12 protein-coding genes are annotated in these 15002 nt (G+C 65.7%); 5 read left to right on the top strand and 7 right to left on the bottom strand.

The window, feature by feature from the left end:
• Positions 1-93: 93 nt before the first annotated feature.
• Positions 94-414, top strand: a complete 321-nt coding sequence (locus tag AC1DDA_RS21495; protein ID WP_476797305.1) for a YnfA family protein — start codon at positions 94-96, stop codon at positions 412-414.
• Between the two features lie 160 nt (positions 415-574).
• On the opposite strand, the gene AC1DDA_RS21490 is transcribed toward AC1DDA_RS21495, so the two are convergent.
• The 7 genes from AC1DDA_RS21490 to AC1DDA_RS21460 form a co-directional block, all read right to left on the bottom strand.
• Complete coding sequence (locus tag AC1DDA_RS21490) at positions 575-2302, bottom strand: Na/Pi cotransporter family protein (RefSeq protein WP_476797304.1); 1728 nt, start codon at positions 2300-2302, stop codon at positions 575-577.
• A gap of 148 nt (positions 2303-2450) precedes the next feature.
• The gene (locus AC1DDA_RS21485) at positions 2451-3518 is read right to left on the bottom strand and encodes an ABC transporter ATP-binding protein (protein WP_476797426.1); all 1068 of its coding nucleotides are present in this window, start codon (positions 3516-3518) and stop codon (positions 2451-2453) included.
• The gene (locus tag AC1DDA_RS21480) at positions 3512-5731 is read right to left on the bottom strand and encodes an ABC transporter permease (RefSeq protein ID WP_476797303.1); all 2220 of its coding nucleotides are present in this window, start codon (positions 5729-5731) and stop codon (positions 3512-3514) included. The genes AC1DDA_RS21485 and AC1DDA_RS21480 overlap by 7 nt, the downstream gene beginning before the upstream one ends.
• 230 nt (positions 5732-5961) lie before the next feature.
• Entirely contained in the window at positions 5962-6999 is a 1038-nt protein-coding gene (locus AC1DDA_RS21475) for an ABC transporter substrate-binding protein (protein ID WP_476797302.1), read from the bottom strand.
• A gap of 103 nt (positions 7000-7102) precedes the next feature.
• Positions 7103-7900, bottom strand: coding sequence for an inositol monophosphatase family protein (locus tag AC1DDA_RS21470; protein ID WP_476797301.1), 798 nt, complete (start codon positions 7898-7900; stop codon positions 7103-7105).
• Complete coding sequence (gene iolG / locus AC1DDA_RS21465; RefSeq protein ID WP_476797300.1) at positions 7900-8922, bottom strand: inositol 2-dehydrogenase; 1023 nt, start codon at positions 8920-8922, stop codon at positions 7900-7902. Before iolG ends, AC1DDA_RS21470 begins: the two co-directional genes overlap by 1 nt.
• A 35-nt stretch (positions 8923-8957) precedes the next feature.
• Positions 8958-9758 (bottom strand): SDR family oxidoreductase, encoded by an 801-nt coding sequence (locus AC1DDA_RS21460; protein ID WP_476797299.1) that lies wholly within the window; start codon positions 9756-9758, stop codon positions 8958-8960.
• 349 nt (positions 9759-10107) lie between these two features.
• On the opposite strand from AC1DDA_RS21460, the gene purU reads away from it, so the two are divergent.
• From purU to AC1DDA_RS21440, 4 genes are all read left to right on the top strand, one after another.
• Positions 10108-10971 carry a formyltetrahydrofolate deformylase gene (gene purU, locus AC1DDA_RS21455; protein ID WP_476797298.1) on the top strand — a complete coding sequence of 288 codons (864 nt, stop codon included), beginning with the start codon at positions 10108-10110 and terminating at the stop codon, positions 10969-10971.
• 209 nt (positions 10972-11180) lie between these two features.
• Positions 11181-12968: a peptide ABC transporter substrate-binding protein gene (locus AC1DDA_RS21450; RefSeq protein ID WP_476797297.1), complete on the top strand. Its 1788-nt coding sequence runs from the start codon at positions 11181-11183 to the stop codon at positions 12966-12968.
• 153 nt (positions 12969-13121) lie between these two features.
• Complete coding sequence (locus AC1DDA_RS21445; RefSeq protein WP_441509394.1) at positions 13122-14081, top strand: ABC transporter permease; 960 nt, start codon at positions 13122-13124, stop codon at positions 14079-14081.
• The gene (locus AC1DDA_RS21440; RefSeq protein ID WP_441509395.1) at positions 14047-14988 is read left to right on the top strand and encodes an ABC transporter permease; all 942 of its coding nucleotides are present in this window, start codon (positions 14047-14049) and stop codon (positions 14986-14988) included. Before AC1DDA_RS21445 ends, AC1DDA_RS21440 begins: the two co-directional genes overlap by 35 nt.
• The last annotated feature ends 14 nt before the right edge of the window (positions 14989-15002 follow it).

Below are 15002 nucleotides of genomic sequence, written 5' to 3'. Positions count from 1 at the left end.
CGGAGCGAAGCGGAGGTCCAGGACAGCGTTGTTTCCGCAAGGCTTGGCTTTAGACTGGCGCTCCCGCCGCGAGAAGCCCCAGCAGGACGCTCCATGCCCACTATCGCCGCCTATATCGGCGCCGCGCTTTTCGAAATCGCCGGCTGCTTCGCCTTCTGGGGCTGGCTCAGGCTCGGCAAGCCGGTCTGGTGGCTGCTGCCGGGGCTGGTGTCGCTCGGGCTCTTCGCCTGGCTGCTGACGCTGGTCGAGAGCGCAGCGGCAGGGCGCGCCTTCGCCGCTTATGGCGGGGTCTATATTGCCGCCTCGCTCGGCTGGCTCTGGGCCGTCGAGGGCGTCAGGCCGGACCGCTGGGATTTGACCGGCGGCGCCATCTGCCTCGCCGGCGCCGCGCTCATCCTGGCGGCGCCGCGGTAAAGCCAGCTCTTCCGGCCACCAAGACGCCGCCGACATTCAAGCCGCCGTCATGCTCGCCCTTGTGGCGAGCATCCACGTCTTGAACACCGCATTGCATCGAAGAAGACGTGGATGGCCGGGACAAGCCCGACCATGACGGGAGCAGGCGTTCAGAAAGTCCTCACCTGCCCGAATGCGGGGCGGGGATGAGCACGGCCGGCGTCTCACGATTGCGCGCCGCTTCCTTGTTCTCGCGCAGGCGGCTTTCGCGCAATTCGTTGGCGCTCTCGAGGATCGGATAGGCGATCGAGACGACATGGCCGTGGATGCGCTTGAGGTCCCGGATGATGTCGAGATGGATCGCGCTGGTCTCGATCGATTCCGGCCGCCCCGAACGCAGGCGCTGGAAATGGCTGTCGGCAGCGTGCCGCTCGGCCTCGCGCATCGCGGCCTTGTCGGCGAAGAGCTGGCGTGCGAGCACGATGTCACGCGTAGCGAAGACGTTGAGCGCCAGCGCCAGCGCCGAGGCGACGCGCTGATGGAAATCGCGGATCTCGGCCAGCCCCTCAGGCGAGAAGCTGTAGCGCTTGCGGATCTTCTTCTCGGCGAGCTCGCGCAGGTTCTTGTCGATGATGTCGCCGATATGCTCGAGATTGGTGATCAGGGTGATGATCTCGAACAGGCGGCGGCTCTCCTCCTCGGTCAGCTCGTTGCGCGAGACCTTGACCAGATAGAGTTTGATCGACTCGTGGATGGTGTCGACGCCGTCATCGGCCTGGGCGATGGCGCGGGAAAGCTTGAGTTCGTCCTTCTCGAGCAGGGTCATCGTATCGCGCAGCATGGCCTCGACGCGGTCGCCCAGCCGCAGCGCCTCGCGCATCGCGCCGGCGAGCGCCTCGGTCGGGCTGTCGAGGGCGTTGGGGTCGAGATAGCGCGGCGCCACAGCCTCGGATTTCACCTGCTTGCCGGGCATGAAACGCTCGACCAGGGCGGCGATCGGCCCGACGAAGGGCAGGAAGATCAGCGCGCCGACCAGATTCAGCCCGACATGGAACTCGATGGCGAAACGCTGGCCGGCGATCGGCAGGCTGGTGAGCCAGGCCGACAGCGGGCCGACGAAGGGGATGACGGCGAGCGCCAGCAGGAGGCGCGTCAGCAGGTTGCCGACGGCGGCGCGGCGCTGGGCTGCGGGCGCGCCGAGCTGGTCCAGCACCGGGATCAGCGCATTGCCGAGATTGGCGCCGATGACCAGCGTCAGCGCGGTGGCCGGCGGGAACAGGCCCGACGCCGCGAAGGTCGCGACCAGCAAGATGATCGCGATACTGGAATGCACCATCCAGGTCGCCGCAATGGCGACGAGGACAGCGAGCAGCGGCTCGCTGCCGAGAGCGCCCAGAACCACCCGGAAGGTCGGCGACTGGGCGAGCGGCGCGGCTGCGGTATTCAATTCGATCAGCGAGAGCAGAATCAGGCCGATGCCGACGAGGACGCGGCCGATGTTGCGCGGCCGCTCCATCGCCTCGCTCGAAAGATACATGGCGACGCCGATGGCGATGCAGAGGCCCCAGAGCCAGCCGAGATCCATCGAGATGACGAAGGCGGCGAGCGCCGTGCCGAGATTGGCGCCGAGCAGCACGGCGAGCGCCATGGCCGAGCCGATCAACGCCTGACCGGCGAAGGAGGAGACCAGGAGCGTCGTGGCGGTCGAGCTCTGCAGCACCATGGTCACGACGACGCCGCTGCCGAACGCGGCGAAGCGATTGCGCGTGAAGCTCTGCAGGGCATGCCTGAGCTGCGAGCCGAAGGCGCGCATCGCGCCGGTTCGCACCAATCTGACCGCCCAGATCAGCAGCGCGACGCCGCCCGCCAGATGGATCAGGATATTGGTTGCGCTCTCGCCCGTGGCCATTTTTGTGCGGTCTTTTCCCGATTCAGGTGATGATGACAGGCCGAATCTAACAGTTTTTGATTAGCCAACTCAACAGATATAAGCAGTGAAAGTGCTGAGAATGCGGCAGTTTCCTGCCGCATATGTGCGCGATTTCCTGTGGCGGCCTTCAGGCTGGCGGAATCAGCGTCACGCCCGATTTCGCGAAGGAAACCGCGACCGGAGCACCCTGCTCCAGCAAATCGCGAGCACCATACTGCACCACGAAAAGCTCGCCGACCTCGGTCTCGACCATGATGTCGAGGTGATTGCCGAGATAGGCGCATTTGCGGATCGTGCCCGGCAGCGAGCCAGCCAGACCGGTCTCGCCGAGCAGCAGGGATTCCGGCCGGATCGCGACCTTGGCCGGGCCGGGACCGAGCCCGCGCGCCGGCAGCGACACGGTCGCCGAACCGATGCCGACATCGGCGCGGCCGTCCGCCACCGCCTTCACCGTGACATCCACCAGATTGGCGTCGCCGATGAAGTCCGCGACGAAGGCGTTGGAAGGCTGCTCGTAGAGGTCGCGCGGGGCGGCCTCCTGCGCGATCCGCGAATTCGACATCACGATGATGCGGTCGGAGACGGCGAGCGCCTCCTCCTGGTCGTGGGTGACATAGGCGACGGTCAGGTTGAGATCCTGCTGCAATTCGCGGATCTCCTCGCGCACGCGGCGGCGGAGCTTGGCGTCGAGGTTGGAGAGCGGCTCGTCGAAGAGCAGCACTTGCGGCTCCAGCACGAGGGCGCGCGCCACTGCGACGCGCTGCTGCTGGCCGCCGGACAGCTCGGACGGGTAGCGGTTCTCGAAGCCCTTGAGGCCGACGAGCGCCAGCTTCTCCAGCGCCATCTGCTTCGCCTGCTCCTTGCCGAGACCCTTCACGGTCGGGCCGTAGGCCGCGTTCTCCAGCACGCTCATATGGGGAAAGAGTGCGTAGGACTGGAAGACCATGGAGACGTCGCGGTCAGCGGCGGAGAGCTTCGTCACGTCCTTGCCGCCGATCAGGATCTGGCCTTCGCTGGCGATCTCCAGCCCGGCGATCATGCGCAACGTCGTGGTCTTGCCGCAGCCGGAGGGCCCGAGCAGCGTGACGAGCTTGCCGGCCTCGATGGTGAAATTGACGTTGTCGACCGCCGTCACCGCGCCGTAGCGCATGGAGACGTTGCGGAATTCGACGGAAGCGGGCCCGGCCTTCACGATGCGGCTACTCCTGGCTTGAGCGGCTCGGCGGCCGAACTCGACAGCGGGATGAGCTTGCGGCGGCCGAGCTTACGCTCGCCGACGCCGAGCTGGATGAGGCCGATGCCGAGCGCCATGAAGACGATCAGCACCGAGGAATAGGCGATGGCGAGACCGAACTCGCCGGCTTCCACGCGCCCGACGATATAGGCCGTCGAGAGGTTGTACTCGGCCGAGACCAGGAAGATCACGGCGCTGACCGCCGTCATCGAGCGCACGAAGGAATAGACCAGCGCCGAGACCAGCGCGGGCTTCAGCAGCGGCAGCACGACGCGCCAGAGCGTGGTGAAGCTCCGGGCGCGCAGCGTGGTCGAAGCCTCGTCCAGGCTCTTGTCGATCTGCGACAGGCCGGCGATGCCCGAGCGGACGCCGACCGGCATGTTGCGGAAGACGAAGGCGATGATGAGGATCAGCCCCGTGCCGGTGATCTCGATCGGGGGCACGTTGAAGGCGAGGATATAGGCGACGCCGAGCACTGTGCCGGGAATGGCGAAGGAGAGCATCGTCGCGAATTCGAGCGCGCCGCGGCCGCGGAAGCGCTGGCGCGTCAGCAGATAGGCGGTCAGCAGGCCAATGATCGCGGTCAGCGGCGCCGAGATGGCCGCGACCTTGATCGTAGTGAAGAAGGACGGCCAGGCGGAGCCCTGGAAATAGATGCCGTTGCTGAAATCGATGGCGAAGCCGGTGAGATAATGCTGCAGCGTCGGCGTGAAGTCGCGGCCCATGTTGCGGACGAAGCCGCCGATCAGGATGACGATGTAGATCACCAGCGTCAGCGCGACCCAGGGCACGATCACAGCGACGGAGAGCCAGGTGATGCGGCGCGGCAAGGGCGTCGGCAGGCCCGCATCGCCCTTGCCGGTCACGGTCGTATAGGATTTGCCGCCGAGCCAGCGCTGCTGCACCCAGAAGGCGCCGAGCGTGAAAGCGAGCAGCACGATGGCGAGCACCGCCGCCTGCCCCTGATTGTAGGAAGCGCCGACCACCGCGAAGAAGATCTTGGTCGAAAGCACCTCGAAATTGCCGCCGAGCACCAGTGGGTTGCCGAAATCGGCCATGCTCTCGACGAAACCGAGCAGGAAGGCATTGGCGATGCCGGGCTTGAGCAGCGGCCAGGTCACGGTGCGGAAGGTCTGCCACCGCTTGGCGCCGAGGGTCTGCGAGGCTTCCTCCAGGCTGGGCGAGATGCCCTGCACCACGCCGATCAGCACGAGGAAGGCGATCGGCGCGAAGGCGAGCACCTGCGCCAGCAGCACGCCCGGCAGGCCGTAGAGCCAGCGGGAGCGCGGGATGTCGAACCACTCATACAGCAGCGTCGAGATGGCGCCGGCGCGGCCGAAGAGCAGGATCAGCGCGAGGCCGATAACGAAGGGCGGGGTGATGATCGGCAGCACGGTGAGCGCGCGCATGATGCGCTTGCCCGGCATGCCGGTGCGCAGGATCAGCAAAGCGCAGGCGAGGCCGAGCAGCGTCGTGATGACGCCGCAGAGCACGGCCAGGACAAGCGTGTTCCAGGCGACACCGCAATTGGTGTTGCTGGTAACGCAGCCAAGACCCCAGATCGAGGAATCGAGGAAGCGCGCGACGAAGGCCGAGAGGGCAAAGGCGCCGCTCTGGTCGACCAGCGCGCTCCTCAGGATGATCGCGACCGGGAAGAAGATGAAGACACCGATCAGCAGGATGATCAGGCCGATCGTCGAGGTGGTGAAGAGATCGCCCCGGCAGACACCGCGATAGGCGAGGCCGTGACAGAGCAGGAAGAGCAGCGAGAGCAGCGTGACGAAGGCGCCGCCGCCGATGCCGCGCTGCGCGGCGCCGGCCCCGCCGAGCAGGGCGGCGAGCCAGCCGATGCCCTGATCCTTCAGCACGATGGCGAAGGCCTGGGCGAAGAACAGCAGCAGGCCGAGCGCGCCGGCCCAGATCAGCACGGCGGCCGTGCGCTGCCGGTCCTGACTGCCCCAGAAGAATGTCGCCGCCGCGAGCGCGACGCCGACCGGCAGGAGCCAGGGCGTCTGACCGGAGAGGGCGAGCGCCAGCGCGCTGCCGGCCTTGCCGAACGGATATTCCGCCAGCCAGCCCCAGCTCGTCAGGCTCATGCCTTCGACGAGATACCAGGGCATCAGCGCATAGCCGAGCCAGCCGATCAGCAGCACGAATCGCGTCGCCGGTGCCATGCTTGCCCTGCCCTCACAGTTTCCGTTGGCCCGAACCGGTTGCCCCGGCTTTCAGAGCCCAGCCCTTGTCCTGCGCCCGAATCTCCAGCGTCATCCCGGACGCAGCGAAGCGGAGATCCGGGATCCATGCCGGAGCGCATCCGGCGGAGGTTCAGGCATGGATCCCGGGTCAAGCCCGGGATGACGGCGTGTTTCCGAGATCATCCGGAAACATGCCGGAGAGACGCGCCTTACTTTGGCAGCGCCTTGACTTCCTTGTCCCACTTGGCGAGCAGGCGGTTGCGCTCGGCCGAGGAGCCGTATTTCACGAAGTCGTAGTTGATCAGCTTCATCTGATCCATCTTGGGCGACTGCGCCGGCACCGGCGCCGCCTTGTTCGACGGCACCTGATAGGACTTGGCCGGGGCGGCAAGCGCCTGGGCCGCAGGCGTCAGGGCCCAGTCGTAGAACTTCTTGGCGTTGTCGAGATTGCGCGCGCCCTTGACGATCGACATCGAGCCGATCTCGTAGCCCGTGCCCTCGCAGGGTGCGACCGGCTTGATCGGGTCGCCCTGCACGGCGAAGACCACCGCGTCATGGATGAAGACGATGCCGACCGCGGTCTCGCCGAGGCTCGCCGCCTTGGCCGGTGCCGCACCCGACTTGGTGTACTGGCTGACGTTCTTGTGGAGCTGCTTCAGATAGTCGAAGCCCTTCTCCTCGCCCATCAACTGCACGACGGTGGCGAGCAGGTTGTAGGCGGTGCCCGACGAGTTGGGATCGGCGACCTGGACGTCGTCCTTGAGCTTGGGATTGAGCAGATCGGCCCAGCATTTCGGCTCCGGAATGCCCTTCGCCTTGATCTGCTCGGTGTTGTAGCCGAAGCCGAGCGCGCCGGCGTAGATGCCGATCGAGCGCTGCTTGGCCGCCTTCCACTGATCGAGCGCCCAGCCGTGCAGCTCGGCGTTCTTCGGCGACTCGTATTCGAGGGTCAGCCCCTCCTCCGCCGCCTGCAGATGCGGATCGCCCGTGCCGCCCCACCAGATGTCGCCGCGCGGGTTCGAGGACTCGGCCTTGAGCTGGGCATAGATCTCGCCCGCCGATTTGCGGGTCATGGCGACCTTGATGCCGGTGTCCTTCTCGAAGGCCGTCGACATGGCGCGGCACCATTCCTCCTGGACCCCGCAATACATGACGAGCGACCCTTGCGCGCGGGCCGGGGTGGCGGCGAAGGCCGCTGTGGCAAGCGCGGCGAAGAGCCCCGCCTTGAGCCAGGATTTCGATGACATGCTAACCTCCCTGATCGAAGAACCCGGCTTCTATGTCCGGTTCTTGTGACTGATGTGAAACTGAGACGAATGGTTGCGAAAGATCAATGAAATACAGCGCCGGCTAAGCGATTCCTGTGATCTCCTGGAGTGTCGGAGCCAGTTTCGGCGTGCAGCACAGGATCGGGTTGCCCTTCGCGATCCCCTCGCCCGCGAAGAAATCGTTGATGGAGGCACCCGCCTCGCTGGCGATGACGATGCCGGCCGCAACGTCCCAAGCGTTGATGTGCAGCTCGGCATAGGCATCGCTGCTGCCGTTGGCGACATGGCAGAGGCCGAGCGTGCCCGAACCGCCGCGCTTCATCGCCGCGCCCGCGGTATAGCCACGCTCGATCACCTTGAGATAGTTCGCCGCGGGCACGCGGGTCGACCATCCCAGTTCCACCGAGGCGCGGGCGATGTCGGTGGCGCCGGAAACCTTGATCGGATCGCCGTTCAGGGTCGCGCCGGCACCGCGCCGGGCAGCATAGACCTCGCCCAGCGCCGGCGCCGCCACGACACCGATCTCGGGCGCGCGGTTCGCGAGGAAGCCGATCGAGATGCACCAGTTGCGGTCGCCATGGGCGAAGTTGGCGGTGCCGTCGATGGGATCGAGGATCCAGACCGCGTCCGAAGCCTGGCCCCCGCCCTCCTCGCCGATGACGGAGTCGTTCGGGAACAGCGTGGACAGGCGCTGGCGCAGGAAGTCCTCGACCTTGCCGTCGGCGACGGTGAGCCAATCCTGCGCGCCTTTCATGGTGACGCCGAGCGACTCGCGCTTGTTGAAGTAGCCCAGCGCCAGATGGCTCGCCTCGGCCGCAAGGCCGAGCGCCGCATAGTAGCGCAGATCGCGTTCCGCCGGGGTCATCGAACCACCAGCCATCACTTGGCCCCCAGGTCGACGCGAACCGGCTTGCCGGTCTGCGCGGATTCGGTCGCGGCATCGGCGAGGATCTGGGCCTTCAGCCCATCGAGGCCGGTCGGCGAGGCCGCGGCCTTGCCGTGGCAGGCGGCGATGAAGGCGTCGAGCTCGGCGCGGTAGGCCGCAGCGTAGCGCTCGAGGAAGAAATTCTGCACGGGATCGGCGCGGAAGCCGGAGGCGGTGGCGCTTTCCACGGTCGTCTCGTGGATATTGCCGGCGCGCAGCATGCCCTGCGAGCCGTGGACCTCGATGCGCTGGTCGTAGCCATAGGTCGCGCGGCGGGAATTGGAGATCTGGGCGATCTTGCCGCTGGCCGTCTTCATCACCACCGCGGCGGTATCGACGTCGCCGGCCTCGCCGATCGCCTTGTCGACGAGGGCCGAGCCCAGCGCGAAGACCTCGATGGGATCCTCGGCCAAGAGGAAGCGGGCCATGTCGAAATCATGGATCATCATGTCGCGGAAGAGGCCGCCCGAGCGCTTGACGTAATCGACCGGCGGCGGCGACGGATCGCGCGAGATCACGGTGACGAGCTCGATCGCGCCGGCCTCGCCCGCGCGCAGCCGCTTCTCCAGCGCGGCGAAGTTCGGGTCGAAGCGGCGGTTGAAGCCAATCATCAACGGCTTGCCGGACTTCTCGACGGTGGCGAGGCAGCGGCGGATGCGGGCGGCGTCGAGATCGACCGGCTTCTCGCAGAAGACGGCCTTTCCCGCCGAAACCGCCTGCTCGATCAGATCGGCATGGGTGTCGGTCGGCGTGCAGATCAGCACGGCGTCAACCGCGGCATCCGCAAGGATCGCCTCGGTCGTCGTCGCCTTGGCACCAGCAGCGGCGGCGAGCGAGGCGGCGGCCTCCGGCATCGCGTCGGTGACGGCGACCAACTCGGCATCGCCACGCGCGGCAACGTTCAGCCCGTGGATGCGCCCGATGCGGCCGGCGCCCAGCAATCCGATTTTCATGGTCGTCTTCAGTCCCGTGGTCATGTCAGGCGGCGCTCCTGCCGCGATTGGGGCCGGCGCTAGTCGTGCGCGCCGAGAATGTTCTGGTCGAAGTCGATATTGGCGCCGGTCATCAGCCCGGACTCGGCCGATGCGAGATAAGCGACGGCCTTGGCGACCTCGCGCGGATCGATCAGCCGGCCGAAGGGCTGACCGGCCTCGGCCTCCTCCAGCCACCCGTCCTTGGCGTCGTGGCGCAGCTTCATGATGGCATCCTCGCCCGGCGTCGCCATCCAGCCGATATTCAGGCCGTTGACGCGGATGCGGTGCTTGATCAGGCCATAGGCGACGTTCTTCGTCAGCACCGCGAGCGCGCCCTTCGAGACGCTGTAGGCGGAAAGGAAGGGCTGGCCGCCATGGGCCGACATGGACTGGATATTGACGATGGCGCCCGCGATCTCCTGCCGGTGCATCAGCTCGGCCGCATCCTGGATCAGGAAGAAGGGCGCGCGCAGATTCACCGCCATGATGCGTTCGTAGAGCGCGGGCGAGGTGTCGAAGATCGTGCCGCGATCGGTGTCTCCCGCCGCGTTGACGAGGATGTCGAGCCGGCCGAAGGCTTTCTCGGCTGCCGGGACGATCTGCCTGACGGCGTCGAGATCGGCGAGATCGACCTGATGGAAGCGGGCATCGCAGCCCTCGATGCGCAGGCTTTCCGCCACCGCCTCGCCGCGCGCGGCATTGCGCCCGGTCAGCAGCACCGCCTTGAGGCCGCGGCCGACGAATTCGCGCGCGATTGCCTCGCCGAGGCCCTGGCTGGCACCGGTGATGACGGCCGCCTTGCCATGAAGGTCACGGCTGAACGAACTGGCTTGCGGCAAGGTAGCTGTCTCCCGGAAACGGCAGGAATTTTTTAGGGCTCCCGCTCGATGGAATAAACATTCCATTTCCGGCATAGCCAAGTCAAGACGATCCGGACGCTCGCGTTGACAAAAAGCAGCGAAGGCGGTGTTTGGTCCGGCATGGTCCCCGACCAGCGAGCCCGTGCAAACCATACGATCATGACGACCGCGAGACCGAAGGCCCTTTCCCGGCCACAGCGTTGCTCAGAACCGGTCGCCTTCCGGCGCGCGACCGGACGAGGTTGACCGCAGCGCGCCGCGCGCAGCCGTCTTCTTTTCGCGTCTTTGTCGTTTCCTTGAAAGGGCCGCCCCCTCGGCGGCATCAGCCATGCTCGATCTCAGCTCGACCCTCACCCTCGCCTGCCCGAACCGCCCGGGCATCGTTGCCGCCGTCTCGACCCTGCTGTTCGAAGCCGGCTGCAACATCCTCGACGCCCAGCAGTTCGACGACACCGAGTCCGACCGGTTCTTCATGCGCGTCGTGTTCAACCGGCTCGAAGGCAGCCAGCCGCACGAGGCCATCGCCGAAGCGCTCGCCGAACTCGGCCGGCGCTTCGGCATGGAGCTCAGACTGCATAAGGCCAGCCGCCGGAAGCGCGTCATGCTGCTGGTCTCGAAATTCGACCATTGCCTGGCGGATCTGATCTACCGCTGGCGCATCGGCGAATTGCCGATGGACATCACCGGCGTCGTCTCAAACCACGCGCGCGAGCACATCGCCTCGACCGATCTCGGCGACCTGCCCTTCTACCATCTGCCGGTCACCCGCCAGACCAAGATGGAGCAGGAAGCGCAGATCTGGCAGTTGATCCAAGAGACGCAGACCGACCTCGTCGTTCTCGCACGCTACATGCAGGTCCTGTCGGACGGGCTTTCGGCCAAGCTCGCCGGGCGCTGCATCAATATTCATCATTCCTTCCTGCCTGGCTTCAAAGGCGCCAAGCCCTATCATCAGGCGCATGAGCGCGGGGTGAAGCTGATCGGCGCCACCGCGCACTACGTGACCTCCGATCTCGACGAGGGTCCGATCATCGAGCAGGACGTCGAGCGGATTTCGCATCGCGACACGCCCGACGACCTCGTCCGCAAGGGTCGCGACATCGAGCGGCGCGTCCTGGCGGGTGCCGTCCTCCATCATCTGGAGGACCGCATCATTCTCAACGGAAAGAAAACTGTCGTCTTTACGGGGTGACCCGCATAAAATTGCGACATCGCGTGAATGGAAGGCACATTCATGCAAAGCTTACCGCTTCAAACCGCCCAAAGCCCTCACCGGGACCGAACGGTCCCGCGCCGCACAGTTGACGCTTTCGTTGGCACATGCCTTGCTGAGACCATCAACGAGAAAACGGCGCGAAAGCGCTGGGGATGTCTTATTGTTTATATGGTGGAGGCAGTTCGATGAATGAGCAGGAAATCCGCGGCATGGTCGCGGATGTGAAGGGTGGCGCGCTGTCGCGACGATCCTTCATCCAGAAGATGGCGGCGGTGGGTATTGCCGCGCCGATCGCGAGCCAGATCCTCGTCTGGAACGGCGTTGCGATGGCGGATGCCACGCTGCCCTACAAACCGACCAAGGCCGGCGGCGGCGGCCCGCTGAAGATCCTGCTCTGGCAGGCCCCGACCCTGCTCAACCCGCATTTCGCCTCGGGCACCAAGGACCAGATCGCCTCGCGCATCTTCTTCGAGCCGCTCGCCGGCTGGGACAAGGAGGGTAACCTCATTCCGCAGCTCGCGGCTGAAGTGCCGACCCGCGCCAATGGCGGCCTGTCCGAGGACGGCAAGTCCGTCACCTGGAAGCTGAAGCCGGGCGTGAAGTGGCATGACGGCAAGCCGCTCACCGCCGACGACGTCGTCTTCACCTGGGAATATGCCAAGGATCCGGCGACAGCCGCCTACACCACCGGCGCCTACAAGGACATCAAGGTCGAGAAGGTCAACGACCTCACCGTCAAGGTGATCTTCCCCGAGGCGACGCCGTTCTGGGCCGACGCCTTCGTCGGCGTGACCGGCCAGATCCTGCCGAAGCATCAGTTCGGCGATTACATCGGCGCCAAGTCGCGCGAGGCTCCCGGCAACCTGAAGCCCATCGGCACCGGCCCCTACAAGTTCGTCGAGTTCAAGCCGGGCGACATCATCACCGCCGAGCGCAATCCCGACTACCACGTCAAGAACCAGCCGCATTTCGACACGCTCGAGGTCAAGGGCGGCGGTGACGCGGTCTCGGCGGCCCGCGCCGTGCTCCAGACCGGCGAATACGACTATGCCTGGAACCTGCAGGTCGAGGACGAGGTCCTCAAGCGCATGGAGACCGGTGGACGCGGCAAGGTCAGCGCCGTGCCCTCGGGCGACATCGAGTTCATCATCCTGAACCCGACCGATCCGTGGACCGAGGTCGACGGCGAGCGCTCGAGCATCAAGACCAAGCACCCGACGCTGTCGGATCCGGCCGTCCGCCAGGCGATCAACCTGCTGATCGACCGCGATTCGGTGCAGAAGTTCATCTATGGCCGCGGCGGCACCGCGACAGCGAGCTTCGTCAACGAGCCCAAGCAGTTCAAGTCGCAGAAGCTCAAATACGAATTCAACATCGACAAGGCCAACAAGATCCTCGACGAGGCCGGCTGGAAGAAGGGCGCCGACGGCATCCGCGAGAAGGATGGCAAGAAGCTCAAATACGTCTTCCAGACCTCGATCAACGCCCCCCGCCAGAAGACCCAGGCCATCATCAAGCAGGCCTGCCAGCGCGCCGGCATCGATCTGGAGCTGAAGTCGGTCACGGCCTCGGTGTTCTTCTCGTCGGATGTTGCCAACCCCGACACCTACACCAAGCTCTATGTCGACATGGAGATGTATACGACCACGCAGCCGCAGCCTGATCCGGAGCGCTTCCTTAACCAGTTCACCTCCTGGGAGATCGCGACCAAGGAGAACAAGTGGCTGGGCCGCAACGTCTCGCGCTACTCGGACCCTGAGGCCGACAAGGCCTACAAGGCCGCGCAGAAGGAGCTCGACCCGGCCAAGCGCGCTGCGCTCCTGATCAAGGTCAACGAGATCTTCTGCGAGGCCAACATCATCCTGCCGCTGCTCTCGCGCACCCGCGTGGCTGCAGCCTTGAACAATATCTCCCACGACCATTCCGGTTGGGACGTCGATACCTGGAACCTCGCGGCCTGGTATCGCAGCTAAGTGCCGATTAGCCCCTCGCGGAGAGATGATCTCCGCGAGGGGCGCTTTTGCACCCGCTCACCCCCTCGGCTTTCGGTAGCTGCAAGGGATGAGTAGGTTGCAATCGGCGTTCAGTCCGCGGCAACGCCGCGCACGCAAAGAGAAAAACACTACATGGCGACCTATCTCATACGGCGGCTTCTGATCGCCATTCCCAGCCTTCTCGGAATCAGCCTGATCCTGTTCACGGTGCTTGCATTGGCGCCGGGCGATCCCTTTTCCGAGATGGCGACGAATCCCAACGTGCCGCCCGAGGTGCGTGAAGCCATCCGTGCCAGCTTTGGCCTGAACGACCCGATCATGGTGCGCTATCTGCGCTGGCTCGGCGCGATGGTGCAGGGTGATTGGGGCTTCTCCTTCGCCAGCCGCATCAATGTCGACCAGCTCATTCTGCAGCGCGTGCCGACGACGCTATTCGTGGTCGGCTCCTCGCAGATCCTGGCGCTATGCATCGCCCTGCCGGTCGGCATCTACGCGGCGACGCGGCCCTATTCGGTCTTCGACCAGATCGCCAACACGCTCGCCTTCGTCGGCTTCTCGCTGCCGACCTTCTTCACCGGCCTGCTCTTCATCCTGCTCTTCTCGGTGACGCTGGACTGGTTCCCCTTCGTCTATCGCTCCGACGTCGCCGCCACCGGCTGGCGCTGGTACTGGGAGATGTTCCGCCAGGCGATCATGCCGATCATGGTGCTGGGCCTGTTCCAGGCGGCTTCCTATACGCGCTATGTGCGCTCGGCCGTGCTCGACGTCATCCGGCTCGACTACGTCACCACGGCGCGCGCCAAGGGCCTCAGCGAACGCAAGGTCACGCTGCGGCACATCACGCGCAACGCGCTGATCCCGGTCGTGACGCTGGTCGCGCTGCAGATGCCCGCCGTCTTCGGCGGCGCCATCGTGACCGAGCAAATCTTCCGAATCCCCGGCATCGGTTCGCTTCTGATCGACGCGATCCTCGCCAACGACACACCTGTGATCATGGCCGTGACTTTCGTCTTCGCCTGCCTGGTGGTCCTGTTCAATCTCATCGCGGATGTCCTTTATGGCTGGCTCGACCCTCGCATCTCCTTCAGCTGATCCGATGGCAACCGCAGCAGCCACCACCGCCGTGGTCTCGCCGGGGCGCGAGACGTGGCGCCGGTTCCGCCGGCACAAGCTCGCCATGGCCAGCACCTTCGTGCTCGCCTTCCTGATCCTCGCCGTCGTCGTCGGGCCCTGGTTCTGGACCATCCCGATCAACGATATCGACTTCTCGGCACAGCTCCAGGGGCCGTCCTGGTCGCACCCGCTCGGCACGGACGACCTCGGCCAGGATATCCTGGCGCGGATGATGTATGGCGGGCGCATCTCGCTCGCCGTCGGCCTCGCCGCGATGATCGTGGCGACCATCGTGGGCGTCATCGTCGGCGCCTTCGCCGGCATGTCCCGCAAGGTCGCCGACCCCGTCCTGATGTGGGTGACCGACCTGTTCCTGTCGCTGCCGCAGCTGCCGCTGCTGCTGCTGATCATCTATCTGTTCCGCGAGCAGCTGAAGGCGGTGTTCGGTGTCGAGGGCGGTGTCTTCGTGCTGATCGTTGTCGTCATCGGCGGGCTGCGCTGGATGCCGGTAGCGCGGCTGGTGCGTGCGCAGTTCCTCTCGCTGCGCGAGAAGGAGTTCGTCGAGGCGGCCCGCGCCCAGGGCGCGACCAAGTTCCGCCAGATGACGCGCCACATCCTGCCCAACGCGCTCGGTCCGGTCATCGTCGCCTCGACGATCGAGGTGTCATCGGCGATCATCGCCGAATCGACGCTCTCCTTCCTTGGCCTCGGCTTCCCGCCGGACATCCCGACCTGGGGGCGCCTGCTGTTCGACGCCAAGGACCACCTCGACTCGGCGCCGCACTGGGCGCTGTTCCCCGGCGCCGCGATCTTCCTGACCGTGTTGTCGATCAACTTCATCGGCGACGGCCTGCGCGATGCGCTCGACCCGCGCCGCGTGATCTGATCCAGAGAAGGACC

This window comes from Allobosea sp. 10N428, from assembly GCF_056394545.1.
The sequence above is the reverse complement of the archived record's forward strand: the minus strand, read 5'-3'. Positions and strand labels throughout refer to the sequence as shown.

Bases quoted from the DNA above. Each gene is read 5' to 3' on its own strand.
- AC1DDA_RS21495 (WP_476797305.1), top strand. From the start codon at position 94: ATGCCCACTATCGCCGCCTATATCGGCGCCGCGCTTTTCGAAATCGCC.
- AC1DDA_RS21490 (WP_476797304.1), bottom strand. From the start codon at position 2,302: ATGGCCACGGGCGAGAGCGCAACCAATATCCTGATCCATCTGGCGGGC.
- AC1DDA_RS21480 (WP_476797303.1), bottom strand. From the start codon at position 5,731: ATGGCACCGGCGACGCGATTCGTGCTGCTGATCGGCTGGCTCGGCTAT.
- AC1DDA_RS21475 (WP_476797302.1), bottom strand. From the start codon at position 6,999: ATGTCATCGAAATCCTGGCTCAAGGCGGGGCTCTTCGCCGCGCTTGCC.
- AC1DDA_RS21470 (WP_476797301.1), bottom strand. From the start codon at position 7,900: ATGGCTGGTGGTTCGATGACCCCGGCGGAACGCGATCTGCGCTACTAT.
- iolG (WP_476797300.1), bottom strand. From the start codon at position 8,922: ATGACCACGGGACTGAAGACGACCATGAAAATCGGATTGCTGGGCGCC.
- purU (WP_476797298.1), top strand. From the start codon at position 10,108: ATGCTCGATCTCAGCTCGACCCTCACCCTCGCCTGCCCGAACCGCCCG.
- AC1DDA_RS21450 (WP_476797297.1), top strand. From the start codon at position 11,181: ATGAATGAGCAGGAAATCCGCGGCATGGTCGCGGATGTGAAGGGTGGC.
- AC1DDA_RS21445 (WP_441509394.1), top strand. From the start codon at position 13,122: ATGGCGACCTATCTCATACGGCGGCTTCTGATCGCCATTCCCAGCCTT.
- AC1DDA_RS21440 (WP_441509395.1), top strand. From the start codon at position 14,047: ATGGCTGGCTCGACCCTCGCATCTCCTTCAGCTGATCCGATGGCAACC.